This is a genomic window from Halomicrobium sp. HArcht1-1, from assembly GCF_058933285.1.
This window is the reverse complement of record NZ_JBZYDL010000001.1, coordinates 1124623-1149817: the sequence shown is the minus strand read 5'-3', so window position 1 is coordinate 1149817 and position 25195 is coordinate 1124623. Positions and strand designations below refer to the sequence as shown.

27 protein-coding genes, 1 tRNA gene and 1 pseudogene are annotated in these 25195 nt (G+C 66.1%); 16 read left to right on the top strand and 13 right to left on the bottom strand.

What is annotated here, in order from left to right:
- Nucleotides 1–2 precede the first annotated feature (2 nt).
- Together AC5FRZ_RS06150 and AC5FRZ_RS06145 are read right to left on the bottom strand one after the other, a co-directional pair.
- On the bottom strand, nt 3–1019 hold the full coding sequence (locus tag AC5FRZ_RS06150; protein WP_170093857.1) for a 50S ribosomal protein L3: 1017 nt from the start codon (nt 1017–1019) through the stop codon (nt 3–5).
- Between the two features lie 3 nt (nt 1020–1022).
- Entirely contained in the window at nt 1023–1871 is an 849-nt protein-coding gene (locus AC5FRZ_RS06145; RefSeq protein WP_170093856.1) for a putative RNA uridine N3 methyltransferase, read from the bottom strand.
- Between the two features lie 215 nt (nt 1872–2086).
- Between AC5FRZ_RS06145 and AC5FRZ_RS06140 the strand changes: the two genes are divergently transcribed.
- Together AC5FRZ_RS06140 and AC5FRZ_RS06135 are read left to right on the top strand one after the other, a co-directional pair.
- Nucleotides 2087–2157, top strand: a tRNA-Gly gene (locus AC5FRZ_RS06140).
- Nucleotides 2158–2537: 380 nt separating this feature from the next.
- The gene (locus AC5FRZ_RS06135; protein WP_493564168.1) at nt 2538–3794 is read left to right on the top strand and encodes a PAS domain S-box protein; all 1257 of its coding nucleotides are present in this window, start codon (nt 2538–2540) and stop codon (nt 3792–3794) included.
- Nucleotides 3795–3916: 122 nt separating this feature from the next.
- On the opposite strand, the gene AC5FRZ_RS06130 is transcribed toward AC5FRZ_RS06135, so the two are convergent.
- Nucleotides 3917–4576 carry a DUF4013 domain-containing protein gene (locus AC5FRZ_RS06130; RefSeq protein WP_493564167.1) on the bottom strand — a complete coding sequence of 220 codons (660 nt, stop codon included), beginning with the start codon at nt 4574–4576 and terminating at the stop codon, nt 3917–3919.
- Nucleotides 4577–4756: 180 nt separating this feature from the next.
- On the opposite strand from AC5FRZ_RS06130, the gene AC5FRZ_RS06125 reads away from it, so the two are divergent.
- From AC5FRZ_RS06125 to AC5FRZ_RS06110, 4 genes are all read left to right on the top strand, one after another.
- Nucleotides 4757–6097: an ABC transporter substrate-binding protein gene (locus AC5FRZ_RS06125; RefSeq protein WP_493564166.1), complete on the top strand. Its 1341-nt coding sequence runs from the start codon at nt 4757–4759 to the stop codon at nt 6095–6097.
- A 53-nt stretch (nt 6098–6150) separates the two neighbouring features.
- Nucleotides 6151–7137, top strand: a complete 987-nt coding sequence (locus AC5FRZ_RS06120; RefSeq protein ID WP_493564165.1) for a carbohydrate ABC transporter permease — start codon at nt 6151–6153, stop codon at nt 7135–7137.
- Entirely contained in the window at nt 7134–8078 is a 945-nt protein-coding gene (locus tag AC5FRZ_RS06115) for a carbohydrate ABC transporter permease (protein ID WP_170093852.1), read from the top strand. The genes AC5FRZ_RS06120 and AC5FRZ_RS06115 overlap by 4 nt, the downstream gene beginning before the upstream one ends.
- A gap of 102 nt (nt 8079–8180) precedes the next feature.
- Nucleotides 8181–9329 (top strand): ABC transporter ATP-binding protein, encoded by a 1149-nt coding sequence (locus tag AC5FRZ_RS06110; RefSeq protein ID WP_372479317.1) that lies wholly within the window; start codon nt 8181–8183, stop codon nt 9327–9329.
- 9 nt (nt 9330–9338) lie between these two features.
- Here the strand turns inward: AC5FRZ_RS06110 and AC5FRZ_RS06105 are convergent, their stop codons facing one another.
- On the bottom strand, nt 9339–9899 hold the full coding sequence (locus AC5FRZ_RS06105) for a response regulator transcription factor (protein ID WP_372479318.1): 561 nt from the start codon (nt 9897–9899) through the stop codon (nt 9339–9341).
- Nucleotides 9900–10214: 315 nt separating this feature from the next.
- Between AC5FRZ_RS06105 and AC5FRZ_RS06100 the strand changes: the two are divergent.
- The 5 genes and pseudogenes from AC5FRZ_RS06100 (at nt 10215) to AC5FRZ_RS06080 (ending at nt 14035) form a co-directional block, all read left to right on the top strand.
- Nucleotides 10215–10530 (top strand): annotated as a pseudogene (locus AC5FRZ_RS06100) (MTH1187 family thiamine-binding protein).
- Between the two features lie 28 nt (nt 10531–10558).
- Complete coding sequence (locus AC5FRZ_RS06095; RefSeq protein ID WP_015762773.1) at nt 10559–10765, top strand: hypothetical protein; 207 nt, start codon at nt 10559–10561, stop codon at nt 10763–10765.
- A 53-nt stretch (nt 10766–10818) separates the two neighbouring features.
- Complete coding sequence (mch, locus tag AC5FRZ_RS06090; protein WP_170093849.1) at nt 10819–11751, top strand: methenyltetrahydromethanopterin cyclohydrolase; 933 nt, start codon at nt 10819–10821, stop codon at nt 11749–11751.
- A gap of 3 nt (nt 11752–11754) precedes the next feature.
- On the top strand, nt 11755–12243 hold the full coding sequence (locus AC5FRZ_RS06085; protein WP_493564164.1) for a double winged helix-containing putative transcriptional regulator: 489 nt from the start codon (nt 11755–11757) through the stop codon (nt 12241–12243).
- Between the two features lie 586 nt (nt 12244–12829).
- Complete coding sequence (locus AC5FRZ_RS06080; RefSeq protein WP_170093846.1) at nt 12830–14035, top strand: orc1/cdc6 family replication initiation protein; 1206 nt, start codon at nt 12830–12832, stop codon at nt 14033–14035.
- 250 nt (nt 14036–14285) lie between these two features.
- On the opposite strand, the gene AC5FRZ_RS06075 is transcribed toward AC5FRZ_RS06080, so the two are convergent.
- The gene (locus AC5FRZ_RS06075) at nt 14286–15953 is read right to left on the bottom strand and encodes a GTPBP1 family GTP-binding protein (RefSeq protein ID WP_372479320.1); all 1668 of its coding nucleotides are present in this window, start codon (nt 15951–15953) and stop codon (nt 14286–14288) included.
- Between the two features lie 373 nt (nt 15954–16326).
- Between AC5FRZ_RS06075 and AC5FRZ_RS06070 the strand changes: the two genes are divergently transcribed.
- Together AC5FRZ_RS06070 and AC5FRZ_RS06065 are read left to right on the top strand one after the other, a co-directional pair.
- Nucleotides 16327–16722, top strand: a complete 396-nt coding sequence (locus AC5FRZ_RS06070; protein WP_493564163.1) for an ArsR/SmtB family transcription factor — start codon at nt 16327–16329, stop codon at nt 16720–16722.
- Nucleotides 16722–17144: an arsenate-mycothiol transferase ArsC gene (locus tag AC5FRZ_RS06065; protein WP_493564162.1), complete on the top strand. Its 423-nt coding sequence runs from the start codon at nt 16722–16724 to the stop codon at nt 17142–17144. Before AC5FRZ_RS06070 ends, AC5FRZ_RS06065 begins: the two co-directional genes overlap by 1 nt.
- A gap of 73 nt (nt 17145–17217) precedes the next feature.
- Here AC5FRZ_RS06065 and AC5FRZ_RS06060 read toward each other — a convergent pair whose 3' ends face one another.
- From AC5FRZ_RS06060 to AC5FRZ_RS06045, 4 genes are read right to left on the bottom strand one after another with little or no spacing between them, the layout of a single operon-like run.
- On the bottom strand, nt 17218–17895 hold the full coding sequence (locus AC5FRZ_RS06060; RefSeq protein ID WP_372479324.1) for an HAD-IIB family hydrolase: 678 nt from the start codon (nt 17893–17895) through the stop codon (nt 17218–17220).
- Nucleotides 17896–17926: 31 nt separating this feature from the next.
- A complete protein-coding gene (locus AC5FRZ_RS06055) occupies nt 17927–18706 on the bottom strand; it encodes a hypothetical protein (protein WP_493564161.1) in 780 nt (259 codons plus the stop codon).
- A 2-nt stretch (nt 18707–18708) separates the two neighbouring features.
- A complete protein-coding gene (locus AC5FRZ_RS06050) occupies nt 18709–20208 on the bottom strand; it encodes an MATE family efflux transporter (RefSeq protein ID WP_493564160.1) in 1500 nt (499 codons plus the stop codon).
- Nucleotides 20208–20807 (bottom strand): TetR/AcrR family transcriptional regulator, encoded by a 600-nt coding sequence (locus AC5FRZ_RS06045; RefSeq protein WP_208628265.1) that lies wholly within the window; start codon nt 20805–20807, stop codon nt 20208–20210. Before AC5FRZ_RS06045 ends, AC5FRZ_RS06050 begins: the two co-directional genes overlap by 1 nt.
- Nucleotides 20808–20966: 159 nt before the next feature.
- Here AC5FRZ_RS06045 and AC5FRZ_RS06040 point away from each other — a divergent pair, with 159 nt between their 5' ends.
- Complete coding sequence (locus AC5FRZ_RS06040; RefSeq protein ID WP_153552961.1) at nt 20967–21566, top strand: TetR/AcrR family transcriptional regulator; 600 nt, start codon at nt 20967–20969, stop codon at nt 21564–21566.
- Between the two features lie 35 nt (nt 21567–21601).
- On the opposite strand, the gene AC5FRZ_RS06035 is transcribed toward AC5FRZ_RS06040, so the two are convergent.
- Complete coding sequence (locus AC5FRZ_RS06035; protein ID WP_493564159.1) at nt 21602–22165, bottom strand: J domain-containing protein; 564 nt, start codon at nt 22163–22165, stop codon at nt 21602–21604.
- Nucleotides 22166–22225: 60 nt separating this feature from the next.
- Here AC5FRZ_RS06035 and AC5FRZ_RS06030 point away from each other — a divergent pair, with 60 nt between their 5' ends.
- Nucleotides 22226–22429, top strand: a complete 204-nt coding sequence (locus tag AC5FRZ_RS06030; protein WP_170093836.1) for a hypothetical protein — start codon at nt 22226–22228, stop codon at nt 22427–22429.
- 411 nt (nt 22430–22840) lie between these two features.
- Here AC5FRZ_RS06030 and pyrF read toward each other — a convergent pair whose 3' ends face one another.
- Nucleotides 22841–23662, bottom strand: a complete 822-nt coding sequence (pyrF, locus tag AC5FRZ_RS06025; protein ID WP_493564158.1) for an orotidine-5'-phosphate decarboxylase — start codon at nt 23660–23662, stop codon at nt 22841–22843.
- A gap of 156 nt (nt 23663–23818) precedes the next feature.
- On the opposite strand from pyrF, the gene AC5FRZ_RS06020 reads away from it, so the two are divergent.
- On the top strand, nt 23819–24301 hold the full coding sequence (locus tag AC5FRZ_RS06020) for a hypothetical protein (RefSeq protein ID WP_372479330.1): 483 nt from the start codon (nt 23819–23821) through the stop codon (nt 24299–24301).
- An 8-nt stretch (nt 24302–24309) separates the two neighbouring features.
- Here AC5FRZ_RS06020 and AC5FRZ_RS06015 read toward each other — a convergent pair whose 3' ends face one another.
- Both AC5FRZ_RS06015 and AC5FRZ_RS06010 read right to left on the bottom strand, forming a co-directional pair.
- Nucleotides 24310–24669 (bottom strand): DUF7993 family protein, encoded by a 360-nt coding sequence (locus AC5FRZ_RS06015; protein WP_170093834.1) that lies wholly within the window; start codon nt 24667–24669, stop codon nt 24310–24312.
- Nucleotides 24669–25109 carry a DUF2240 family protein gene (locus AC5FRZ_RS06010; RefSeq protein WP_372479332.1) on the bottom strand — a complete coding sequence of 147 codons (441 nt, stop codon included), beginning with the start codon at nt 25107–25109 and terminating at the stop codon, nt 24669–24671. The genes AC5FRZ_RS06015 and AC5FRZ_RS06010 overlap by 1 nt, the downstream gene beginning before the upstream one ends.
- Nucleotides 25110–25195 lie beyond the last annotated feature (86 nt).

Below are 25195 nucleotides of genomic sequence, written 5' to 3'. Positions count from 1 at the left end.
TGTTATCCCTGATTCGACTGCGTCGAGACGAAGCGCACCTCTGGGTCGAGGCGCGGCTGGTCGTTCGGACGCACTGCCGGTCGGAAGCGCACGAGGCGCTGGTCCGGACCGGGAACCGAGCCCTTGACGAGCGTGTACGGCCCGTCGACTTCGCCGTAGTTGACGAAGCCGCCGTCGACGCTGGCGTCGTCGCCGTCGCCGATGTCGATGAGGCGCTTGTTGAGCTCGGTGCGCTGGTGGTAGCCGGTCTGGCCCTGCTGGGGCACCGTCGAGCGGACCCGGGAGGGGTTCCACGGACCGAGGTTGCCGATCCGTCGTCGCCAGCCCTGGCGGGCGTGCTTGCCCTTCCGCTTCTGGACGCCCCATCGCTTGACGGGGCCCTGGGTGCCTTTCCCCTTGGTGACGGCCGCGATGTCGGTGTACTCACCGGCGCGGAACACGTCGTTCATGGCGTGTTCGCCGCCGCCGTCGACCAGTTCGAGCGCGTGCTCGAATCGGTCGCTCAGCGAGCCACCGCCGACTCGCGTCTCCATCACGTCGGGCTTTTTCTTGGGCACGTTGGCCAGTTCGTCGGGGACCGTGTGCGTGACGACGCGCACGTCCGCGATGTCACCGGCGTCGAGTGCGTCGCGTACCTGTTCCTCTGCGGCATCGGCGTCGTGGCCCTCGGGAAGGTCCAGAGCGCGATCGAGTTCCGAGTGGAACTCGTCGGTCCAGACTTCCGTGAGCGGACGCTTGCCGTACGGCGTGTCTTCGTAGGCTCGGACTGCCACGGCGCGCACTGGCGGCGTCTCCACGACCGTCACCGGGACGGTCTCTTCCATCCCCTCGCGTGGGGAGTTGGGTTCGTCGTTGACGAGAGTGACGTGTGTCATTCCCGCCTTGTAGCCGGCGAACCCCTGGAGACCAGCCTGGCCGTCGTCGGACGGCCAGCTGTTGAAGCGCGGCGTTTCGTTCGCCGCTCGCGTACGCGGGCCGTAGCCCAGCGAGCCTTTGCGTGGTCTGCTTGGTTGTGGCATGGTCTACTCCGTGAGGGTCAGCGAAGCGAGGGTGGCGAACATCGCTTCTTCGGTTCGCACGACCTCGCTTCCCTGGTTTGGAACCGTATTCAGCCAAAGGTCGAACCCGGCGTCGTCGTCACCTGTGCCGTCTGGGACGGCGTCGTCCGGGTCCAATCCGAATATCGCTGGCAACCCGCGCTCCGGAGCGCCGAAGGCCACTGTCATGTGGCCCGCGGCGTCCCGGCGCTCGACCAGTTGGCCGAGCCGGTCGACGCCGAGTTCCTCACCATGCCGCGATGCGGCGATGGCGAACCCGGCGTCGGACCGTTCGAGTGCCGTATCCACGTCCGCGGTGTCGACGACGTACCCGGTGAGGGGCTCGTCGACGAGCTTTGCGCGGACTGGCCGTCGCGAAGAGACCCTGACGGTGACGCGCTCCCCCTCGCCGGGCACTTCCATCGCGGAAGGTACCGGGAGAGAGATCGGGTGTTGCAGTCCGCAATTGACCCGAACGCGCCCATCAGCTCCGACCTCGGTCACGATTCCCTGTCTTAACGACCCCGAACCCTCGGATCCGGAGCCGGTCTGTGAGCGGACGCGGAGCGGCGGCAAGACGCCGACGTACTCCAGTTCGTCCCGCTTGCCCCAGACCTCCTTTCGGAGGTACGGCGGCGTCGCGGCGTACCGCAAGACGGTTTCGACGAACCCGTCTTCCCACTTCCCCGCTCCCGCTGGATCGGGGAAGACCGTCAGCCGATCGACCCGGAACACGACGGCCGCGCGGGCCACGTATCCCAGCTTGCGAGTCGCCTCGCGTCTGTCCTCGGCTTCCCGGACGAGGGAAGACGGCACGAGTACGCTAGTCGTCATACCGGAACGCTTCCACGTCGCGCCACTAGACTGTGCCGATTACTCCCCCAGCCATCCTTAAAAAGAGTCCGCTTCACGCGCGCGATGAGAAGCGTTCACACGACCCTAGATGGCCTGTACGTGGTATTCTCTCACTCGGGTCGCCCTCCCACGGTTTTGGCTCCGATTCGGAAGGCTTTTATCCTTCACCCCCACCAAATCAAAATGCACTCACCGCGGTGGTAGTGTAGTGGTATCACAGGACCCTGCCACGGTCCTAACGGGGGTTCAAATCCCCCCCACCGCATTGTTCTGGCGCGAACAAACTCGTGAGCGCCAGCAATCGGGACAAGGGGTTTGAACCACAGCAGTCGCGCGCAACGAAGTGAGCACGTCTGCTTCGGGTTCAAATCCCCCCCACCGCACTTCTCTCGAACGCTATACAACGAGCAACCGCTGTGCGTGTGCTCGTCTCTCGTAATCGCTAACTGCTGTAGGGGAGAGATTCGAGCCCCGGAAGTGGACATCGAAGGTCGTCTTTCGAGTGGCATCTCTCACCACACGTCGCACGGGCGTGGCCGGCGAGTGCCCGCGCGTGCGGCCCGCGGACGCGGGTGCTGCTGCCACCGTCCAGCGGAGACTGTTGTTCGGAACCTCTTTACACGACTGTTTTTTAGGCTTGCCTAAATGAGTCGGAGCGCAGAGCAACTCGTCGGCGCGCTGTTCAACGTCCTCGGATCCGAGGGCTACACCGAGGTCCAGCAGCTCTTGCTGAGCACGTACCAGTCCAACGCCTCGACGGATCGCGACGAGCTGGTCGATCAGCTCGTCGTCGACCTCGTCACCGTCCTCCGGGAACACCTGACCACCGAGGAGGAGATCGAGGTCCTCACCACGACGATCGAGTATCTGGTGAGTCGGTTCGTCTCCGTCGTCGAGGTCGCACCAGTCGCGATCGTCGTCGTCGACAGCGACGGCGCAATACAGCTGTGGAACGCGGGTGCCGAGTCGATGTTCGGCTGGACGGAGTCCGAAGTCGTGGGTCGGCCCTACCTCCAGACCGTGGCCGACACCCCAGAGACCGTCGAGTCGTGGCGTCGCCGGCTCGAAGCGGGCGAACAGTTCACCGGCGTCGAAACGCGGCACCGCGACAGCGACGGCGCGATACTGGACGTTCGAGTGTGGGCGGGGCCGCTGTACACCAGCGACGACCAGTTCACCGGCGCGACGTTCGTCACGACCGACATCACCGAGCAGAAGACGCGCGAGCAACGGCTCAGCGTGCTCAATCGAGTGCTGCGACACAACATCCGAAACGACGTGACCGTGATGCGGGGCCACCTCGAAGTGCTCGCTGAGGCGGTGCCCGGAGAAAGCGATCACGTCGACGCGATCGAGCGCCGGATCGACAACGTCACGGAGCTCAGTGAGAGGGCGCGCCACATCGAGCAGTTGCGTGACTGTGGCGGTGAGGAGGACTGGACCACGTTCGAGCTGTCGTCGATACTGGACGACAACAGGGAGCGACTGGAACTCGACTGGCCGACGGCAACGGTCACGACGACGGGGCCGACCGCGACCGTCGTCAAGGGTCACGAACTGCTCCCGTACGCGATCGAGAACCTGCTCGAGAACGCGGTCGAGCACAACGACGGCGACGATCCCAGCGTCCACGTCGAGGTGTCCCGAAATCCGCGGGATCCGGCCCACGACGTGTCACTGGCGATCGCGGACGACGGCCCCGGACTCCCCGCTGTCGAACGAGATGTGCTGACACAGGACACCGAGCGCGCGCTCTCACACAGTAGCGGGATGGGGCTGTGGCTGACCCGATGGATCGTCCGTAGCTCCGGTGGGGACCTCCGCGTCGAAGAGAGTCGGTTCGGCGGGACGCGTGTCGTCGTCGGGTTGCACCAGCCGACAGATATCGAGGGTGCGGAGTGAGATAACGGACAGGCGGCCGCCGTTCGCAGACTCGTCGTCGGGCCGCCCCGAGAGTGGGGTCGTGACGGCGTCAGCCCAGAACCTCGTTCACTATAGAGAAATCTCCTGTCGTGTGTCGGCGATCAGCGTCGGCGCGCGCGGGCGATCGAACGCCCCCAGAGGTACGCGGTGACGAGGACTCCGTATGCGAAGACGAACGTCCCGAGGAGCGGCCCGACGCGGGGGAACGTGAGGAGCGAGCCCCCGATACCGAGCGTGACAGTGAGCGCGACGAACCCGAGCGTCCAGCCGAAGAAGTACGCGCCGTGGCCACCGATCGACCGAAACGAGGCGATGGAGAACGCCTCCCGAAGCGACCCCGTCTGGCCGTACACCGTCAGCGCGACCGGGAGCAAGTAGAGCCCCAGCAGGCCGAGGAATAGCGTCGCCGTCGAACCGGCGAGGATACGACCCGTCGGAAGGTCGCCCGCGCTGGCGTCCAGCGTGACGACGCCGTACACCGTCACGAGCAGGGCAGCGAGGGGTAGCCCGAGGAAGACCACACAGAGGATTGACCCGCCGACTGACTGGCGGAGGAGGGTCCGACCGTCTGCGAGAAACGGGGGAAGAGCGTCACCGCGTTCGCTGGCCGTCAGGGCACGGACGACGTAGCCGACGACCGGGAGCAGTGGGACGACTGGGACGACGAACGAGAGAGCGAGCGACAGCCACACGGCGAGCAACGGCCGCTCACGCGCGTCGCCGGCGATGGGGTACGTTGCGGCGGTCGTCGAAGGGCGCATGGGTACGATCACCGTGTGGACCGCCGTATGCCCATCGGTCTTCGATCGTTCGAGCGAACTACCGACACACAATTTGTTCCCCATGGTGAACAGAACTAAGTAGAAAAATCTCAGTAAGAATAATTTCGTGCAGAGGGACAGTTATATATGGCAATCGATCATTCCCTATCATGGAGTACCATGACTGACGATAGTGACCGACTTTCGCGGCGGCGGTTCGTTGAAGCGACAGGAGCGGCAACACTGATCGGCCTCGCTGGCTGTAGCGGGGACGGCGGTGGTGACGGCGGAGACGGCGGCAGTGAGAACACCGACGGCAGTGACGGCGGCGACGGTGGCGACAGCAGCGGAGATCCACTCGAAGTGCTGCACGGCTGGACCGGCGGCGACGGTGCAGCGGCGGCCGAGGCACTCGTCGAGGCGTTCGAAGAGGAATACCCCGACATGGAACACGAGTTCAACCCCATCGGTGGGGGCGGGAACCAGAACCTCGACGCAGTCGTCGCCAACCGGCTGCAGAACAACAACCCACCGAGTTCCTTCGCCAACTGGCCCGGCAAGAACCTCCAGCGCTACGAGGGCGTGCTGGGCGAGGCCGACAGCGTGTGGGAAGACGAGGGCTTCGAGGACGTGATGGTCCAGGAAGCAGTCGAACTCCACCAGTACAACGGTGCGTTCCGAGCCGTGCCGCTGGGTTCCCACCGACTGAACTGCCTGTTCTACAACACCTCGGTCGTCGAGGAGGCGGGCGTCGATCCCGATTCGCTGACCAGCGTCTCGGCCCTGATCGACGCACTGGAGACGGTCGCGACCGAGACCGACGCGGTGCCGATGACCCACGGTATGAGTGGGACCTGGACGACGACCCAGCTGTGGGCGTCGACCATGCTCGGCAAGGAAGGGTACGACGCGTACATGAACTTCATCGAGGGCAGTCCCGACGAGGCCGCCGTCCAGTCGGCCTTCGAGTCGGTCGCCGAGATCCTCGAGAACTACATCAACGACGACGCGTCCTCGATCGGTCTGACGGAGTCCAACCAGAACATCATCGAGGGCAACGCTGCCTTCATCCACCAGGGTAACTGGGCGGCCGGTGCCTTCCGCAACGCCGAGGACTTCGAGTACGACGAGGACTGGGGCTTCAAGACGTTCCCCGGCTCCGAGGGAATGTACATGCTCCACTTCGACTCGTTCCTCTACCCGTCGAACAACCCGACCCCGGAGAAGACGGACAAGTTCATGGCCTTCGCCGGGAGCGAGGCCGCACAGGTCGCGTTCAACCAGTACAAGGGATCGATCCCGACCCGGACGGACGTGGACATGAGCGCGTTCGGTCCGTACCTCCAGGAGACCCAGGAGGACTTCGCCAACGCCGAGGAGCGGCCCCCGAACCTCCAGCACGGTCTGGGCGTCGACTCCGAGACGATGTCGACGCTGAACGACGTGATCTCCAGCGAGTTCTCGGGACCGTACAACGTCGAGGCGGCGACCAGCGGCTTCATCGACGCGGTTTCCAACTGATCCCGGTCCAATGAGCGACCGGATTTCGGCGGTTTCGACAGGTGGTGAGAGACATGGCATTGCATAACGACGACACCGAGGAGAGTGGCGACGCAGTCACCGACGGCGGGGTCGTCGAAGAGCAACAGCAGACCGGATTCAGGCCGATCGCCAGACTGAACGAGCGGTTCGGCAGCGACTTCGTCGAGTCCTCGCAGTTCTGGCTCCCACCGTTCCTGCTGGTGGGGCTGTTCGTCTACGGCGCGATCATCTGGAACGTCATGATCTCGCTGACGGACTTCCAGGGGTTCGGAACGCCGGACTACAGCGATCTGGACCTGGAGATGTACGCCCGCGCGCTGGCCGACAGCGGCTTCGTCGACGCCGCGGTCAACACGTTCGTGCTCCTGATCGGGTTCACGCTCGTGACACTGGCGATCGGGCTGGGGCTCGCGATCCTGATCGACCGGAACATCCGATTCGAGAACACCTTCCGGACGATCTACCTGCTCCCGATGAGCCTCTCGTTCGTGGTGACCGCCCAGTTCTGGGCGTGGATGTACAACTTCAACAACGGCGTCATCAACATCGTGCTCACGTCGATCGGTCTCGACCGAGTCGACTGGATCGGCAGCCCGGATATCGTTCTCTGGGCGGTCGTGTTCGCGCTGATGTGGCAGTTCGCGGGCTACGCGATGGTCGTCTACCTCGCCGGGTTGCGCGCGATTCCGGACGAGCACTACGAGGCGGCCAAGGTCGACGGCGCGTCGACGCTGCGGATGTACTGGCGCGTCATCATCCCACAGCTGAAGGGATCGACGATCAGCGCCTCGGTCGTCCTGATGGTGTTCGCGCTGAAGGCCTTCGACTTCCTGTATTCGCTGGTCGGCGGTTACCGACCACCGAACGGGGCCGACATCCTCGCGACCAAGATGGTCCGTGAGGCGTACGCGAACCTCAACTGGGCGTACTCGTCGGCGATCGCGATCATGCTGTTCCTGATGGCACTGAGCATCGTCGGCCCGTACCTCTACTACCAGTACAAGGAGGGACACCTATGAGCGACGAGACACGGACGGACGGTGGCGCTGTATCGGCGACGGGATCGGACCAGCCAGCGGGACTGCTCGCGGAGATCGACGCCTACCGCGTCGCGCTGTACCTCGGGCTGCTCGCGATCCTGGCGTTCTTCCTGATCCCGATCGAGTCGGGACTGGTCACCTCGTTCAAGACCAGCTCCGGCGTCAGCGGGACGCTCCCGTTCGCACCGCCGACGCCGGAGGTGTTCACGCTCGCGAAGTGGCAGGCCGCGTTCGACGCGCTCGCGCGCGGACTGATCAACAGCGCGCTGTACGCGGTGCCGGCGACGGTCATCTCGGCGCTGCTGGGAAGCTTCGCGGCCTACGGCATCACGCAGTCGAACTGGAAGCCCAAGTACAAGGCACCGATCCTCGCGCTGTTCGTCGCGGGGATCTTCATCCCCTACCAGGCCGTGCTCGTGCCGCTCTCGCAGTTCTGGTCGATGGTGCCACTGCAGGAGGCACTCGGCTTCGTGTGGGCACTCGGGATCAGCTCGGACTACACCGGTGTCGTCGAACTCATCGTCACACACGTCGCCTACGGGCTCCCGATCTGTACGGTGCTGTTCCGATCGTACTACAAGAACATGAGCGAGGAGATGATCGAAGCGGCACGGCTCGACGGCGCGTCGATCCGGCGCGTCTATCGCCGGATCGTCCTCCCGCTGTCGGGGCCGATGTTCGCCGTCGTTCTGATCTATCAGTTCACCCAGATCTGGAACGACCTGCTGTTCACGCTCGTGTTGGTCCAGACGGAATCCAGTACGGCCGCACCGATCGTGCTGATCCTCGCGGGCCTGGGACAGTCACTCGAAGGACAGGACTTCGCGCTTCGGATGGCGGGTGCGTTCATCGCCGCCCTGCCGACGCTCGCGGTGTACATCATGTTCGGCGAGGAGTTCGCCGAAGGGGTGGCGACATGACCCGACGCACCAGCCAGCAGGAACTCATGATTCGACATCAGTCACACAGTCGACGAGACGTATCGCACGAGAACTGTACCGTCGCTTCCGGAGGGCGGTAGGATGGGGACGCTCGAACTCGACCGACTGACGAAGGTGTTCCAGGACGGTGACGAAGGCGAAATCGTCGCAGTCGACGGCGTCGACATCCAGATGGACGACGGCGAGTTCATCGTCGTCGTCGGTCCCTCCGGTTGTGGCAAGTCGACGACCCTGCGGATGGTCGCCGGGCTGGAGACGGTGACCAGCGGCAACATCCGCCTGGACGGACGGGTCGTCAACGACGTGAAGCCACAGAATCGCGACATCGCGATGGTGTTCCAGTCGTACGCGCTGTACCCCCACATGACCGTGGCGGAGAACATGGCGTTCGGCCTGGAAGAGTCGACGACGCTCCCGGACGACGAGATCGAAGAGCGGGTCCACGACGCCGCAGAGACGATGGGGATCGCGGAGTTGCTGGATCGTAAACCCTCGGAGCTCTCTGGCGGCCAGCAACAGCGCGTCGCGCTCGGTCGGGCGATCGTCCGAGACCCGGAGGTGTTCCTGATGGACGAGCCGCTGAGCAACCTCGACGCCAAACTGCGCTCCCAGATGCGGACGGAGCTCCAGCGCTTGCAGTCCGAACTGGACGTGACGACGATGTACGTCACCCACGACCAGACCGAGGCGATGACGATGGGCGACCGTATCGCCATCCTCAACGACGGGAAGCTCCAGCAGGTGGCGACGCCGCTCGAGTGTTACCACGAACCGGCAAACCAGTTCGTCGCCGGCTTCATCGGCGATCCGTCGATGAACTTCTTCGACATGGAGCGGGACGGCGACACGCTCGTCGGCTCGCGGTTCGAATATCCCCTCTCACAGTCGACGCTCGACGACGTCGGCGAGACCCGAAACGTCACGCTCGGTGTCCGCCCCGAGGACATCGAAGTGGGCACCGACGAATCGGGCAGTCACACCTACTCGGCGGTCGTCGAGGTCGTCGAGCCGATGGGCGACGAGAACACGGTGTACCTCCGGTTCGAGAGCGCACCGGAGGGCGAGACGTTCATCGCGACGATCGACGGCCTCCAGCAGGCCGCTGTCGGTGATCGTGTCACCGTCTCGATTCCCGAAGAGACGATCCACCTCTTCGACGGACGGTCGGGCGAAGCGGTCCACAACCGGCGACTCGACATGAACGACGAGATCTCCAGCCCGCCGACCTGATCGGCGCGATCAGTGCGGGAGGGCCTCGTCGTCGATCTCCGACTCGATCGATTCGAGTTGGGCTTCGAGATCGGCAATCTCGGACTGGAGCGCGGCGAACTCCTCGCTGCGTTCGAGTTCCGTCCGAGACAGCTCGGCCGCGAGGACGCTTCGTTTGACGCGTTTCTCGCTCAGCGTCTGGTAGATTTCGTCGTACGCTTCGAGTTTCAACAGTCGGTCGATCACCGCCCGAAGGTCGGACGGCGTGACCGGTTTGACGACGTAGTCGTCGAACCCCATGTCGATGATGTCGAGCGACGGGTCGACGGCGGTCACCATGGCCGTTCGACAGTCGATGGGTGCCGACTGGATGTACCGCAGAACGTCGTCGCCGGACCGCTCGGGGAGCCGACGATCGAGGAGGGCCACGTCGAGGGAGTCGCCGAGACCGTCCACGTGGTCCGTCGCGGTCGCCGCGGTCTCGGCTGCGTACACGTCGTACTCGTCTTCGAGCCCGTTGACGTACGCCTCCAGTAGCTCGCTCTCGTCTTCGAGGACGAGCACCGAAACGTCGTCTGAGACACTCCTCACGGGGCCGACTTTCGTGCCCAATAACGTATACTTATTGGAACGGTACGGGCCGTCGATACAGCAGCCACACGTCACTGACTGAGGTCGTATAGAGTCGAGAAAAACACGGAAACGGGCTGAGCCGGCGACGCTGACACGGAGACGGGCTGAGACGGCGACGGTGTCAGCGGGTGCTTTCCACGCTCCGAACGGTACCCCTCCTCCCGCGGTCGCGTGGTGGGCATGCCGCGGTCACGTGGTGATCTTTCCGCGGTCGCGAGGAGTGGTGCCACCGCGTGATCTAAGGGGCGGTGCGTCGAACCGTCAGCTACCAGCATGACCTGTATCGCGTTCCTCTCGGTCGCACCGGTCGTCGAAGAGAGCATGGCGTCGTACGTCGCCGACGCCGTCGCCGCGCTGGAGCCGTTCGACGTGTCCTACGAGACGACGCCGATGGGCACGATCATCGAAGCCCAGGACAGCAAGGGAGTTGTTCGACGCGGCCCACGCCGCCCACGAGGCAGTCGAGGCCGATCGCGTCGAGACCTTCCTGAAGATCGACGACAAGCGGACCGTCGACCAGGCGGCCGCCGACAAGGTGACCGCCGTCGAGGAGCACCTCGGGCGGGCGGCCCGGAGCGACCGCGACTGATTTCACACAGGCCGACACACGTGTGGGCATGCAATCGTGGCTGACCGTCGCGTTCGGGGCGTTTTGCGTGGTACTCGGCGTCGTCTGGGCGATCAAGCCGGTGGCGATGGGGAAGCTCCAGCAGCAGTACCTCTATCTGGGTGCCGGCGGCGACGAGGTCCAGATCAACGAGACGCTGGGACGCGTCGCCGGACTCGTCCTGGCCGCGGCGGGCGTCTACCTCGTCGTGACGTGAGTACACCGATCGAACACGAACAGTCTTAGGGCAGGGAGAGCCAAGCGGTGGGTATGGAGAGTCTCAATCGGATGGCGACGGAGCTCGTCGACGAGGCCATCGACTTCGCCGACGAACTGACGATCGCCGTCCACGCGCTGGAGGGCGACGCCGCGGTGCTCGATTTCGGTGTCGACGTTCCCGGTGCCGTCGAGGCGGGGCTGCTCGCGACCGAGATCCAGACGGCCGGACTGGCGACCGTCCAGACGAAGCTGTCGAGCGTCGCGGGCGCACCGCTGACCCACGTCGAACTGTCGACCGACCACCCCGCGCTGGGGCTGCTGTGCTCCCAGAAAGGCGGCTGGGAACTCAGCGTCGACGGCTTCGAGGGGCTGGGCAGCGGCCCCGCCCGCGCGCTGGTGGCCGAAGAAGAGATCTACAGCCGCGTGGGCTATCACGACGCCGCGGACTTCGCCGTGTTGACGATCGAAGCCGACGAGCTACCGGAGCAAGACGTTGCCAGCCACGTCGCCGAACGGACCGGCGTTCCCGAGACGGCCGTCTTCCTCCCGGTCTACGCGACGGCCAGCGTCACTGGCAGCGTCGTCGCCGCCGCACGGGCCGCCGAGCTGGCGGCGTTCCGGTTGTCCGAGCTGGGGTACGATCCCATCTCGATCCTCTCGGCGACCGGCTCCGCGCCGGTCGCACCCGTCGCCGACAGCGAGGCGGCCGCCATCGCACGGACGACCGACGCGCTGGCCTACGGCGGACAGGTCCACCTCACCGTCGAAGAGGAGTTCGACCGCTTCGAGGAGGTCACCTCGATCGCGGGCGAGGAGTACGGGACGCCACTGGCCGAGACCTTCGACGACGCCGACTGGGACTTCAGCGAGCTGCCCGTCGAAGTGTTCGCGCCGGCCCAGGTGACCGTCGACGTGGTCGGTGGCGAGACCCACGTCTTCGGCGACACCCACGAGGACGTGCTGGCAGAGAGCTTCGGGCTCTGAACGATGCCCGAGGTTCGGTTCAAGGTCGTCCCGCCGGTCCGTGCCGTCGGCTTCCTCCGAGAGGCCGCCGAGACGCTCCCGCTGGTCCCCGGCAGCGTCGAGGACTGCTGTACGCGGGTGCGGGACGGAACTGCGGCCACGTCGCGAGACGAAGCACGGGAGTACCTGACGTTCATGCAGGCGCTGGGCCTCGTCGCCGAGACCGACCGCGGATTCCACCGGGTGCGTGACGCGCCGAGCGACGAGGAACTGCCGACCGCCTTCCGGGAGCGGGTCTTCGGTGCCCGAGAGGTGCTGGAGTGTGTGGCGACGGAGCCACGGACGCCCGAAGCGGTCTTTACTGCCATCCGAGAGGAGATCCCCCGGTGGGAACGGAACCGCCACGAAGACTGGGAGGCCGAGTGGCACGAACGGATAGAGCGGCTGCTCGGCTGGGCCGCAGTGTTCGATCTGGTCACGGAGTCAGACGGGCAGTACCGGGCAGAGCACTGATCGGCGTGGGGGCGTGGAGAGACGATCCGTCTCGCTCGCTCTCAGTCACGTCGTGTGAGTTGTTGCCGGGAAGCACACGAAATGTACTCTCTCCACACGGCAGGCCCGCGCGGTCGTGTGGAAAGCACTCGAAATCCACTCTGGGGAGCAATCGAGACGGCGAACGGGCGGGTCACGAGAGAGTGAGAGGGGATTTCGAGTGCTTTCGGTTGCGAATGAGGGGTGGGGGGCAGCGGAGCAGCGAGTGGGGTGTGTGAGGATAGCGCAGCAGCGACCGGGAAAGTGTGAGGACAGCGTCGACAGATCGTGGTCGTCGGCAGGTGTGGTCGACAGTTCTGGCCGTCGACGACTCCGTACCCGTCGTGCCGAGAGCCAGTCGACCACAGTGTGAGAGTAGCTTTCGAGTGCTTTCACGTGAGAACGGGGCGACGAAAAAGCGAGAGAAGGGCGTGTGAGGACTTCGCACAGGAAAAGACGACATCGGAAACGAAAGTCGTCACCACAGTGGCATCACCTGAAGCACGAGAAACAAGAGAAACACGTGAAGTAAGGTTTATGTGGTGGCCACGGTTTGACCGAACTAACGATGGGTGGTCCCTTCGATGCGATTACGGACACTATCTTCGCAGACAAAAGTGTCCTGACCGAGGACTACCAGCCCGACGAGATCCTCGAACGCGACGAAGAGATCGAGGAGTACCGCAACGCGCTCAAGGACGTGCTGTTCGGCCGAAGTCCCCAGAACATCTTCCTCTACGGGAAAGCTGGCCTCGGGAAGACGGCGGTGACGAACTACATGATGGACGCGCTGACCGAGGAGATCCAACAGCGTCCGGAGGCCGACGCGCTCCACGTCCACGAGCAGAACTGCAACGGCAAGACAGTGTTCATGGTCGTGCGCGCACTCGTCAACGACCTCCGTGGGCCGGACGGCGAGACGTTCCCCAAGCGCGGGCTCGGGACTGGCGACGCCTTCGGAGCGCTGTACGAGGAACTGGACACGACCGGTGGGACCCACCTGGTCGTCTTCGACGAGATCGACCACCTCGACGACGTGGACACGCTGCTGTACGAGCTCCCGCGAGCGCGTTCGATCGGCCACATCACCGACTCGCGCGTGGGCGTCATCGGCATCTCGAACAACTACACCTTCCGCCAGCAGCTCTCGGCGAAGGTCAAAGACACGCTGATGGAGACGGAGATCTCTTTCTCGCCGTACTCGGCCGACGAACTCCGCGCGATCCTCGAAGAGCGCGCCGAGAACGCGCTGAAAGACGACGGCTACGACTCGTCGGCGATCGCGATGGCCGCCGCGCTGGCCGCTCGCGACATGGGGAACGCCCGGCAGGCGATCGACCTGCTACGCGTCGGAGCGGAGGTCGCCGAGAATCAGGGCGAGTTTCGGGTGACCGACGAACACATCGAACGTGCCCGCGAACGTGTCCAGCGCGGGCGTCTCAGCGACAAGATCCGCGACCAGACGACCCACGCACAGCTGGTGCTGGAGACGCTGGCCCATCTCGAAGACGACGGCGAGACGCCCGCCCGTGCGAAGGAGATCTACGAGCTCTACCAGAACGTCGCGGAATCGTGGGCGAACGAACCGCTGACGACCGTCCGGAGCGTCCACAGCCACCTCTCGGACCTGCGGATGCTCGGCTTCCTCAAGCGCTACGAACGCAACGAAGGCCTCAGCGGCGGCCAGTACTACGAGTTCGAACTCGACGATCTCGATCCGGAACTGGTCTTCGACACCCGCGAGGACATCGAAGACGTGGCCGGCGACGCCTGAGCGATATCGACTCGTCCCACCCCAGCTACACAGCGAAAAGCACTCGAAACCTCCTCTCCCTACCACCCCACTACTCTACCTTCACCATCCCACTCCACTACTCTACCTTCACCATCCCACTCCACCATCCCACTCCACTACTCTACCTTCACCATCCCACTCCACCCTACCCCACCACCCTCACTCCCGAAAGCACTCGAAACTTCCTCTCACTCTCCACACCACATCACGCCACAGTCCGACGCGGCCGTCAGTCGTCCGTCTCGACGCTGGTGATCGTCCCGACACCTTTCGATCGGCCTTCGCGGAAGACGAACCGCTGGCCTTCCTCGACGAGGTACGAGCGGAACTTGAAGCGGACCGTGGCCTCGCCGCTGTCGCCGGGCAACAGCTGGCCGTCGGTCGGGAAGAACTGGGCGGCCTCGCTGATCGTCTCGACGTGGACGACCGGCTCGTAGCCGTCGCCGATCCGCGTCGGGTGGTTGAGCACCATCACCTCCGCCTCGAACTCTCTGACCGGGTCCGGATCGGCGTCGCGGGGCAGCAACACCATCCCGCGTTCGAGGGCGGGCTCCGTGACGCCCTTGAGTGCGATGCCGACGATGCGGCCGGCTTTGGCCTCGTCGACGCGGTGGTAGTGCATCTCGATCGATCGGACTTCGACCTCGCGGAAGGTGCCGTCGGGCATCGGTCCCAGCAGCAACTCGTCGCCGGCCTCGACCGTTCCCGACTTGATCGTCCCGGAGGCGACCGCGCCGACGCCCTGGACGTTGTAGCTGCGATCGACGTACATCCGGAACGCGCCGCTCTCGCCGGCAGTCTTGGGGAGGCGTTCGAACATCGCGTCGAGCTGGTCGATCCCGTCCATCGTGACGGCGCTCGTCGTCACGACGGGAACGACGGTCTCGGAGATCTCTTCGATCGCGGCGTCGACGCCGTGGCGCTCGACGCGCAACGGGGTCTTGTCCACGTCTCGCAGCGCCCGTTCGACCTCCCGCTCGACCTCGGCGACGCGCTCGTCGCTGACGAGGTCTGCCTTCGTGATGGCGACGATCGTCGGCAGCTCCGTCGCGAGCAGGATGCCCAGGTGCTCTCTGGTCGTCTTCGTCGGTCCGTCGTCGGCCGCTACGGTCAACAGGCCGTAGTCGAGCTTCTGCCCGACGAGTCCCCGAATCGTCGTCCGAAGCCACGGCTCGTGGCCGACGGTGTCGACGAAGCTGACGAGGCGGTCGGACTCCTCGACGACGCGTGCTCGATCGTCCTTGCGGTCGGGGTTGTCCATGCGGACCGGCTCGTCGTCCTCGAAGCCGTAGACGCCGTACGAGAGGTCGGCCGACAGGCCGCGCTCGACCTCGTGTGGTTGCACGTCCAGATACGATCGGGTGCTGCCCTCACCGTCGTCGGCGCTCCCGGTGACGAGCGTGCCCACCAGCGTCGACTTCCCGTGGTCGACGTGGCCCGCGGTGCCGACGACGATGTGGTCGTCGTCTTCCAGCACCGCTCCCTCACGGATCGTCGCGACGCCGACGATCCCCTCTGGGGCGGTGTCTGTGTCCGTGTCGGCCGTCGCCGGGGGACCGTCTGGGTCGGTCGTCTGCGATGCGCTGTCGACCCCCCAGGTCTGGACGGCCTCGATGTGTGCGCCGGCCTCGTCGGCCAGCAGCGAGAGCACGTCCATCGACTCGGAGAACGCCTCCGGGGAGATCCCGGCGAGGCCCCCGTCGTCCGTGACGCCGACGACGTAGGTCGCTTCCCCGTCACCGGAGAGGATGCGGTGGCGCAACTGTGCGGCGAGGCTCTCCAGTCGACCCTCGGCGAGGTGGAGGTCTTCGGTGAGCCGCTCTTTGAACTCGACGCTGCCGCCCTCCTGTTCGCCGCGCTCGATCGCACGGCGGAGCACGGCCTGGTCGGGGCTCATGCGACGGGGTAACGGACCACAGAATAAAAACCTTCCCCGGGTACGAGGACGTATCCCACCTGAGCGGTCAATAGCGGTCCGGAGGCGACAGTCTGGTGCTCGTCAGCAGTGGACGGAAAGTGGCAACGAGTCGGCACCCACTGGCCGACCGACACACCCCCAGCGAATCGGCACAGTCCACGTGTCGATGGCCACACAGTCCGGCGAACAGGTCCAGTCCGGCAAACAGATCCCGGCCGGCGAACAGGTCCAGCCCGACAAACAGATCCGGGCCGGCGAACGGGTCCAGCCCACGTATCGACACCTGCACCGACCAGCCGGGACGCCGACCCGCCACCGTTATATGAGCGATTGTGCAATCAATCAAGTATCGATGGCCGAACAATCTGAGCGACTGGAGCGCCTCCTCAAGCGGGAACTCGGCGAGTGCTGTGCCGGCGACGTCGAGAACCGCGTCGAATCGATCGAATCACACGCAGCGACGATCCCGTCGGATCCCGAGGTCGATCTGACGGCGCTGGCGACGTTGAGCAACGACACTCGCTACAGGATCGCGCGGCTCCTGTCGGCCGCCGAGGACGAGCTCTGCGTCTGTGAGATCAGTCCGGTCGTCGACGTCAGCGAGAGCGCGATCAGTCACGCGCTGTCGGACCTCCGGGAGGCGGGGCTCGTCACCCGACGCAAGGACGGGACCTGGCGCTACTACGAGGCGACGGCGCGGACGACGGCACTCCTGTCGGCGCTGGACGAGACGCGAGGTGAGGCCTGATGGCCGACGTTCGCCTCGCGTTCGTCTGTGTCCAGAACGCCGGTCGCTCGCAGATGTCGACGGCGTTCGCCGAGCGCGAGCGCGACCGCCGGGACCTCGGTGAGGTCGTCGAGATCCGCACCGGCGGGACTCGTCCGGCCGACCACGTCCACGGGGAAGTGATCGACGTGATGGCGGAGGTCGGCATCGACGTCTCGGATCGGACACCGCGCGAGATCTCGACCGCCGAACTGGACGCCTGCGATCACGTCGCGACGATGGGCTGTTCGACGCTCGATCTCGACGCCACGGTCGACGTGCGCGACTGGGCGCTGGACGATCCGGACGGTCGGGATCTCGATGCCGTGCGTGCGATCCGCGACGAGATCGAAGGCCGCGTCGTTGCCCTGTTCGACGAAGTCGAGGAGACGCTCGATCGATGAGCACCGCCGAACACGGCCGCAGATACGACGAACCGGTCGCGCTCTGAGCAACGCTGTCGCTCTGCCCGTTCGGTCACCGATACGGCTCGACCGCTTCGAGGAACCCCGCGGCGTACTGGGCGTCGGTCCGGCGGTCGGCCGCCGCGGCCGCGTGTTCGTCCGCGTTGGCGACGGCGACGCTCTCGCCGGCCAGTTCGAACGTCGCCACGTCGTTGATCGAGTCGCCGACCGCGAGGAAGTCGCCGGGTGCGTGCCCGAGTTCCTCGGCGACCGCCCGCAGGCCCGTTCCCTTGTCGACGCCCGGAGACTTGACGTGGTAGGCGTAGCCCGTGTCGATGACGGTCAGACCGTGCGTCTCGGCCAGCTCGTCGAGGGGTTCCCGGGGCTGGTCCAGCGAGACGGCGATCTCCGTCTCGCGCCAGCGGTTCGCCAGGTCCACGCTCCCCCAGCCCAGCGTGTGTCCCCGCTCGCGATACGCCGCGACGAAGGCGTCGACGGCTTCTGGATCACCGCCGAAGACCAGTTCGTCGCTCTCGCCGACGAAGACGACGCCGCCGTTCTCCGCGATCACGCACGGCTCGATGCCGACGAACTGACAGAGCGCGACCGGGAACGGGAATGCCTTGCCCGTAGCCACGACCACCGGAGCCGGCCACTCCGCGAGGACCGTCATCGCACGGGGCGCGACTGCCTGGTCCGGTCCGGTCAGCGTTCCGTCGACGTCGACGACCAGCGGCGGTGTCTCCTGCATACGGTCGCTCGGTCGGCGATCGGTATGTCCGTTACGGACGGGTGCGTGTGGGGCCGTCCTCGATCGCCTCGAACGCCGGGCGCAGGCGCGCCGTCTCCGCGAGGGGCGCGAGCGCTCGACACTGCCTGTCGGCCAGCGCCAGGCGCTCCTCCGCGTACCGGGCGAGCCCGTGGTGGTCGACGTGCCACGCGAGCCCGCAGTCGGCGTCGAGAGCGAGCGTCCACCTGGCGGCCCGTCCGGCCGCGAGGTTCCGGCCGAGCGCTTCGAGACGGTCCCGAGACCGGTCGTCGATCCCGCCGATCGTCGCACCGACCGCGGCGGCACTGCCTCCGAGTGCCCCGGCCGTGTCCTCGATCACCGAGCGCGCGGACTGGGCGGTCGCGTCGTCGGCGAACGTCTCGACGATGCGCTTGGATGCGTCGAGCATCGTCTCGACGCAGTCGCGACAACGACTGTCCTCGACGGCAAGCAGCTCCGAGTACGCCGCCGAGAAGAGGAAATCACCCGCCAGTAACGACGCCGTCCGTTCCCCCGCACCGAGGTCGTCGTCCGAGAGATGGCCGAGGAGATTGCCCCGCCGGTGACAGTACTCTCGCAGCAACTCGACGGCCACTGCCCCTGAGAGCGCCGTCTCGGCCGGCGACTCGTCGGCGACCGACGCGTACGACCCCACCAGCAGTTCGCCGTACCACCGGTCGTCGAGGACCGGAGACACTCGCGACGGGAGGTGATCGTCGTGCGCGTCCACGAGGTCGGCCAGGCGACGCTCGATCTCTGCCCCGTGGTCGGTTGGGACACGTCCTTCGGCCATGGTCAGTCGTCCGTCGTCGCGGGCTCCATCCCCGCGTCGTCGAGGTCGACGCCGTCTTCGGTGAGATCGTTGTCACGCCACGTCCCGCGGCGATACCACCCGTAGGCGATCACCGCACCGGCGACGTTCGAGATCGCGAAGGAGAGCCAGATCCCAGTCTCGCCGATCTCGCCGGCCGCGAACCACGCGATCGGGAACCGGATGATCCCGAGCATCAGCACGGAGATCGCCGCGGCGGTGAGTGTCTTGCCGGCTCCGCGGAAACTCCCCGTGTACGCCCGCATGATCCCGATGAAGCCGAAGGTCAGCGCGACGTAGCGCAGGAACTGCGTCGCGACGTCGACGACCTCGGGATCGGTCGTGAACACGTCGGCGATGGGTGCGGCGACGAAGAAGACGAGGATCCCCGCGGCCGAGAGCACGCCGAAGAGGACCGTCGCGGCGAGCCCGGTCGCTCGCTGGGCGCGGTCGGGTTTGTCCGCGCCCATGTTCTGGCCGGTCATCGTCTCGACACCGCGGGCGACGGCGATCGCCGGCAGGAAGATCACCGAGAACACGCGCGTCCCGATGCCGTAGGCGGCGACGACGGCGTCGGGGAAGAACGCGACGATGAACAGCAGGAGGTTCATCGACAGCGCCCGTCCCATCCCCTCGATCGACGCTGGCAGCCCGATTCGGACGAGCCGTGGGAGGTAGTCGAGGTCGGGCACCATGTCGCCGAGGTGGATCTGGACGCCGCGGGTCCCCCTGAACATGATCGCGAGACCGACGACGAGTGCGACCGCCCGCGAGAAGATCGTCGCGATGGCCGCGCCGGTGATACCGGAGCCCGTGTAGCCCGTCGCCGCCAGCAGCGTCGCTTCGAGCCCCCCCAGATCGAGCATCGCGAACAGCGGGTTGCTCTCGAAGCCGAAGATCAGGAACGGGTCGATGACGATGTTGAGCACCACCGAACCGAACATCACGACCATCGGGGTGATGGTGTCGCCGTAGCCCCGCATGAGCGCGATGAACACGGCGAAGCCGAACATGAAGAGCAGTCCGAGCGAGATCACTTCCATGTAGCTCGTCGCCAGGGGCAACACGTCCTGGGACGCGCCCATCACGCCGAGGAACGTCTCGACGGCGAAGAAGCCGACGACGCCGAGCACGATCGACGCGATAGCCGCGAAGGTCACCGTCTGAGACGCCGCGTACTCCGCCTCTCGCTCCTCGTCGGCACCCGTGTACTGTGCGACGAGCACGCTCCCGGCGACGGAGATGCCCATGCCCAGCGAGATGAGCAGGAACACCATCGGGAACGCGAAGGAGATCGCGGCCAGTGCGTCCGTGCTGTACTGGCCGAGCCAGAAGGTGTCCGCGAGGTTGTAGGCCGTCTGGAAGAGGTTCGTGATCACGATCGGCATCGACAGGAAAAAGAGCGGTTTGCCGATGCTCCCAGAGGTGAGGTCGAACTCTTCGGGACCTCTGAACATCGAGCGAATCCGGTCGAGGAGTCCCATCAGTCCGCACCTCCCGTCGGCCCCTCAGCCAGCAGGTGCCGCTCGGTGTACTGTGTCACCGTCGCGTAGAGGCGGTCGGACGGCGTGCCGGTCGCGATCTCTCGCGTGTGTGCCCCGGTGATCGTCGCAGTCAGAAACTCCGCAGCGGCGGCCGGATCGACGCGCTCGTCGAACGCGCCCGTCTCGATGCCGGCTTCCAGGATCTCCTGGAACCGCTCGAACAGGAGTGTGTCGAACTCTGCGAGGCGCTCGCGGATGGCATCGTCGTAGGGTGCCTGTGCCATCACTTCGAGCATCGCCGTGCGAAACGCCTGCTGTTGGCCGTCCGGATCCGCGCGACACGACACCTCGAACAGCGCGTCGAGCCGTTCCCGCGGCGAGTCCCCGCCTGCGTCGGCCAGCCGCTCGGTGTATCGGTCGTACAGATAATCGAGGAAGGCGACGAACAGCTGGTCTTTGTCGTCGTAGTGGTAGTGAATAGAGGCGGTGCTCCTGTCGGCCTCGGCAGCGATGTCCTGCACGGTGAGATTCGCGTAGCCGTGCTCACAGAGCGCACGATACGTCGCGTGTAGAATCTCGGTAGCTGGTTCGTCCTCCATGTCGGTCGATATTCCACTTACTGACTGTTTAGTCAAAAGCCTTTGGAAGCGGACAGCGACCACAGCCACGGCGACACGACGAGTACGGTCGATCGAAGACTGGCCCGCGATCGTTCGGCGGTCAAAAGCGTTATGCAGGACTGGCTATACGTTATAGCAATGGCCGAACCGCCGGACAGATCACTCTCGGAGTCGGACGAAGCGATCATGCGCGCGACCTATCGCGCGCTCCGAGACCACGGCTACGCCGATCTGACGATCAAGCGCATCGCGGAGGAGTACGGCAAGACGACCGCCGCCGTACACTACCACTACGAGACGAAAGAAGACCTCCTCGCGGCGTTTCTGGACTACATCCTCGATCAGTTCGCGGCGGCGGTCCACGACGTGGAGACGACCGACCCCGAACAGCGGCTCGACTTACTGATCGATAAGTTGATCGCCGACGCGGAGGACCACCAGGATCTGCTGATCGCGATGCTGGAGATGCGCAGTCAGGCACCCTACAACGAGACGTTCGGCGAGCGGTTCCAGCAAAACGACGAGTACGTCCGCTACATGCTCCGGACAGTGATCGACCACGGCGTCAGGGAAGGGGTCTTCTCGCCGGTCGACTCCGAGCACGTCGCACGCGCGCTCATGATGATCGTCGACGGCGCTCGCACCCGTGCAGTCGTCCTCGACGAAGCGGACACCCTGGCGACCGCACGCCAGACGGCAGCCGAGTACGTCGACGCCGTGTTGCTCGACGACGACTGAGGGCCGGACTGGTATCGACTCCTGCTCCGAGACGGTCAGTCGTTCAGCCGCTCGTAGGCCTCTTTGACGCGTTTGAACGACTGCTCGTCGCCGCTGTCGGTGTCGGGATGGACCTCTTTGACTTTCTGACGGTACGCGGCCTTGACCGAGGACTGATCGGCACCCGGATCGAGGCCGAGCCGGCTGTAGGCCTCCGTCGCGCTGATCTCGTTGCTCGCCGACGGCGCGCGGGTCCGTCGCTCGCGTCGCTTGCGTCGCTGGCCCCGCTGTCGCCGCGAACCGCCAGTCTGTCGAGCACGCGCGCCCCCGCCTGCCTGGCGGGCGCTCGCACCGTCGCGCGGCGGTTCCCACTCCTTGCGCGGGCCAGCGCCGGTCCGTCGCTGGCGACCGCCGTCGACCCTGGCCTGCTGTTCGACCCGCCGGTAGACCCGATCCGCCATCCGCCCGCTGGCGTGGTAGTAGACGAAGTACGTCGCCACGCCGAACGTCGACGCGAGGACGAGGACGGCGGGGCTTTCGACCAGGCCCACCACCGTCAGGACGACGGTCAGTCCACCGAGCACGACGGCCAGTCCCGTAGTGAGACGGTCGTACTGCACAGTCGGAGTTCGGGACCCACGACCGTAAGCCTCTCGCCGCTGGGCATGCTACTGTGTAGCATGAGCGTCACCGGACTCTGTGAGATCTGTGAGAGCGCGACCAGCGAGGACGCCTGTGATCTGTGCGGGAGACAGGTCTGTGAGAACCACTACGCCGAGAGCGACGGCATCTGTACCGCCTGTCTGGGCGAGGCCGGGAGTCAGCCGGACCGGCAGCCGGCGTCGGAGGACCTGCCCGACGGCGTCGACACCTACGAGTTCTGAGACGGAGCGGTCGGTGCGGATCCGTGAGCGTTTGGAGGGCCACACGGGACGACAGCGGGGCGGTCGGTGCTGGCGGGACCGTGGAGGGGGCGGAGGGTGGAGGGACCGGACACAGAGGCCGGCGAATGTGGCACGGCGGACGGTGGAGGGGAGTCCGGCCGGGCCGGCGGACGGTTGCGGGTGAGGGGCGGGAGCTACCGGCGGCAGCGACCGACGAGCGCGGTACGGTGGGTGGGATTTGGAGGGGTGGGGATGTCAGCGGCGACCTCGTCGGTCTGGGACGGGTGGGCGTGCGAGCAGTCGCGTGTGGAGCTGTCGTCGTGCGGCACTCGAAGCAACGCCCCACACCACCGTATAAACGCACCCACGACTTCAGAGCCGGAACGACGGCCGAAGATTTATATACGAGAACTAGTCGCGGTGCTCGTTCAGTCGCTCTTTGAGCCGGCGGGCCGCCTGCTCGGCCGCGCCGAAGTACGCGTCTTCGTCGCTGCCCGCGCCGCGTCCCGCGTCTTCACCGGCGAAGATGATGCCTCGCGAGGAGTTGACGAGCCCGACGCCGTCGGCCAGACCGTGCTCGACGGCCGCCTCGGCGTCGCCGCCCTGGGCACCGACACCGGGGACGAGGAAGGGCAGGTCGGGGACCACCTCGCGAATCCCCGCGAGTTCGTCGGGGTTGGTCGCGCCGACGACGAGGCCGACGTTCCCCCGCTCGTTCCAGGTCTCGGCCAGCCTCGCCACCCGCTCGTACAGCGGCCCGCCCGACGCCAGTTCGAGGTCCTGGAGGTCCGCCCCGCCAGAGTTCGACGTGCGACAGAGGACGAACACGCCGCCGTCTTCGCGCTGGAGGAACGGAGCCAGCGAGTCACCGCCCATGTAGGGGTTGACCGTGATCGCGTCCGCCAGGTCGAGTGCCGTGGCGTACTGACGGGCGGTGTTTCCGATGTCGCCGCGCTTTGCGTCCAGCAACACTGGCACGTCCTTGCCGTGGGCGTAGGCGATCGTCTCTTCGAGCGCGCGCCACCCGTCCGCGTCCTCGTAGAAGGCGGCGTTGGGCTTGTAGCAGGCCGCGTGTTCGTGGGTCGCGTCGATGACGCGGCGGTTGAACGCCCAGCGGGGCAGCTCCGCGTCGGCGACACAGTCGGGCAGTCGGTCGGGGTCCGGGTCGAGGCCGACGGAGACGACGCTGTCCGCGGCCGTGATTCGCTGGCCGAGTCGATCGAAAAATCCCATGGCCGGTCTGGCGTCGGCGACCGACACAAGCGTTTCCTTCCGTGCCGGCCCACCGTGGCCCCAGTTTTCACGCGCCTGCCGGGAACGGGGGGCGGTGTTATGATTTTTGATACGGGGACCGGGGTCTATAAATCGCTGGCTTCCGTCGGCCCGGCTATGGACCGTTCGCTCGACATCGAGCACGTCGCGCGGGAACTGCCCGACCTCGACGCCGTGCTCGATGATACCCGTCTCCGCCCGATCGGCCTCGTCGGCGGCTTCGCACTCGTGTTGGTCGGGGCCCTGCTCGGACTCCCGCTGGCAAACACCTTCTGGACCTCCGTCGTCTCCGGCGTGCTCGTGTTCGTCGGGATCCCGCTGTTCTCCGTCGGACTGGCGGCCCCGGAGCCAGAGGACGGCTGGGAGATTTTCACCCTCGGCGTCGACCTCACGCGCGAGCAGCGCCGCATCGTCGGCATCGGATCGCTGCTGGTAGTCTTCTCGCCGATCACCGTGGCCCTGCTGGGGCCGATACTGGGCTTTGCCACGGCCGTCTGGCTCGCGGCCGCGGCGCTCGCGGTGCTTGGTTCCGTGCTCATTCTCACCGGGTTCATCGCCTGGACCTCCAGAAAGCTCGTCGAATCGCCGGTCTCGCGGTAGCTCCGGGCCTACGCGGCCGTGATCGCGACGAGTGCGTCGACGGCACCTTTGACGGCCGCCGCGTGCTCGATCCGGACCACGACCCCCTCGTCGCCGCGCTCGACATCGATCCCGTCCGCGGGCTCGAACGCCTCGGGCAGCGAGCCGTCGACGGAGAGGGTCGCACCGTCGGGAAAGACCGTCACGGTCCCGATCCGGTCGCCGTCGATCGCGACGCCGTAGGCCGCAGTTCCGTCCGCCGTCGGCTCGACCTCCGGCGTGGCGTCGACGACGCCGACCCGATCCAGCGGCGGCGTTTCCAGTCCCGTCAGCTCCGACGCGAGCAGCTGTGCGACGCGTTTACCGTCGGTAATTCGATCCTCGACCATCACAGATCACCTCGTATGCGCTCTGCGAATTCGGCCACGTCGATCCCCTGCCGACGGGCGTAGACGACGGCGGCAGCCTCCAGAGTGACGCCCAGCTCGTCCTGGAGTCGGTTGATCGCCGCGACCGCCGACTGTTTGTCCTCGCCGTGCTGGACGACGGCGGCGAGGACGCGCTCGAACGTCGACCGCTCGCGGAGGATCGACTCGTCGGGGGCGAACCCGTCGGGCAGCGAGACCTCCGACGGATCGAAGGTGACGACGAGGTCGTCGCCCTCGCGCTCGACGAGCCCCTCGCTGGCGGCCACGTCGACGAGACGCTTGGCCTGGTCCGGCGAGAACCAGTCGCGGTCGAGCGACAGCGCGACGACGAACTCGCTCTCTCCGAGTCGATCGCTCCCGTCTTTGGCGAACGGTGCGGCGACGGCGCGGCGGAGACTCATCGCCGAGACGTGTGGCTGGGCGGCGTATCAGGGTGTCGGTCGCTGGCGGCTCGTCATCGAACGCTTCAAGTAGCCGCTGGGCTATC

What these genes read in the sequence shown, in the direction of transcription:
- AC5FRZ_RS06150 (WP_170093857.1), bottom strand. Translation starts at nt 1,019, where the DNA reads ATGCCACAACCAAGCAGACCACGCAAAGGCTCGCTGGGCTACGGCCCG.
- AC5FRZ_RS06145 (WP_170093856.1), bottom strand. Translation starts at nt 1,871, where the DNA reads ATGACGACTAGCGTACTCGTGCCGTCTTCCCTCGTCCGGGAAGCCGAG.
- AC5FRZ_RS06135 (WP_493564168.1), top strand. Translation starts at nt 2,538, where the DNA reads ATGAGTCGGAGCGCAGAGCAACTCGTCGGCGCGCTGTTCAACGTCCTC.
- AC5FRZ_RS06130 (WP_493564167.1), bottom strand. Translation starts at nt 4,576, where the DNA reads ATGCGCCCTTCGACGACCGCCGCAACGTACCCCATCGCCGGCGACGCG.
- AC5FRZ_RS06125 (WP_493564166.1), top strand. Translation starts at nt 4,757, where the DNA reads ATGACTGACGATAGTGACCGACTTTCGCGGCGGCGGTTCGTTGAAGCG.
- AC5FRZ_RS06120 (WP_493564165.1), top strand. Translation starts at nt 6,151, where the DNA reads ATGGCATTGCATAACGACGACACCGAGGAGAGTGGCGACGCAGTCACC.
- AC5FRZ_RS06115 (WP_170093852.1), top strand. Translation starts at nt 7,134, where the DNA reads ATGAGCGACGAGACACGGACGGACGGTGGCGCTGTATCGGCGACGGGA.
- AC5FRZ_RS06110 (WP_372479317.1), top strand. Translation starts at nt 8,181, where the DNA reads ATGGGGACGCTCGAACTCGACCGACTGACGAAGGTGTTCCAGGACGGT.
- AC5FRZ_RS06095 (WP_015762773.1), top strand. Translation starts at nt 10,559, where the DNA reads ATGCAATCGTGGCTGACCGTCGCGTTCGGGGCGTTTTGCGTGGTACTC.
- mch (WP_170093849.1), top strand. Translation starts at nt 10,819, where the DNA reads ATGGAGAGTCTCAATCGGATGGCGACGGAGCTCGTCGACGAGGCCATC.
- AC5FRZ_RS06085 (WP_493564164.1), top strand. Translation starts at nt 11,755, where the DNA reads ATGCCCGAGGTTCGGTTCAAGGTCGTCCCGCCGGTCCGTGCCGTCGGC.
- AC5FRZ_RS06080 (WP_170093846.1), top strand. Translation starts at nt 12,830, where the DNA reads ATGGGTGGTCCCTTCGATGCGATTACGGACACTATCTTCGCAGACAAA.
- AC5FRZ_RS06075 (WP_372479320.1), bottom strand. Translation starts at nt 15,953, where the DNA reads ATGAGCCCCGACCAGGCCGTGCTCCGCCGTGCGATCGAGCGCGGCGAA.
- AC5FRZ_RS06070 (WP_493564163.1), top strand. Translation starts at nt 16,327, where the DNA reads ATGGCCGAACAATCTGAGCGACTGGAGCGCCTCCTCAAGCGGGAACTC.
- AC5FRZ_RS06065 (WP_493564162.1), top strand. Translation starts at nt 16,722, where the DNA reads ATGGCCGACGTTCGCCTCGCGTTCGTCTGTGTCCAGAACGCCGGTCGC.
- AC5FRZ_RS06060 (WP_372479324.1), bottom strand. Translation starts at nt 17,895, where the DNA reads ATGCAGGAGACACCGCCGCTGGTCGTCGACGTCGACGGAACGCTGACC.
- AC5FRZ_RS06055 (WP_493564161.1), bottom strand. Translation starts at nt 18,706, where the DNA reads ATGGCCGAAGGACGTGTCCCAACCGACCACGGGGCAGAGATCGAGCGT.
- AC5FRZ_RS06050 (WP_493564160.1), bottom strand. Translation starts at nt 20,208, where the DNA reads ATGGGACTCCTCGACCGGATTCGCTCGATGTTCAGAGGTCCCGAAGAG.
- AC5FRZ_RS06045 (WP_208628265.1), bottom strand. Translation starts at nt 20,807, where the DNA reads ATGGAGGACGAACCAGCTACCGAGATTCTACACGCGACGTATCGTGCG.
- AC5FRZ_RS06040 (WP_153552961.1), top strand. Translation starts at nt 20,967, where the DNA reads ATGGCCGAACCGCCGGACAGATCACTCTCGGAGTCGGACGAAGCGATC.
- AC5FRZ_RS06030 (WP_170093836.1), top strand. Translation starts at nt 22,226, where the DNA reads ATGAGCGTCACCGGACTCTGTGAGATCTGTGAGAGCGCGACCAGCGAG.
- pyrF (WP_493564158.1), bottom strand. Translation starts at nt 23,662, where the DNA reads ATGGGATTTTTCGATCGACTCGGCCAGCGAATCACGGCCGCGGACAGC.
- AC5FRZ_RS06020 (WP_372479330.1), top strand. Translation starts at nt 23,819, where the DNA reads ATGGACCGTTCGCTCGACATCGAGCACGTCGCGCGGGAACTGCCCGAC.
- AC5FRZ_RS06015 (WP_170093834.1), bottom strand. Translation starts at nt 24,669, where the DNA reads ATGGTCGAGGATCGAATTACCGACGGTAAACGCGTCGCACAGCTGCTC.
- AC5FRZ_RS06010 (WP_372479332.1), bottom strand. Translation starts at nt 25,109, where the DNA reads ATGAGTCTCCGCCGCGCCGTCGCCGCACCGTTCGCCAAAGACGGGAGC.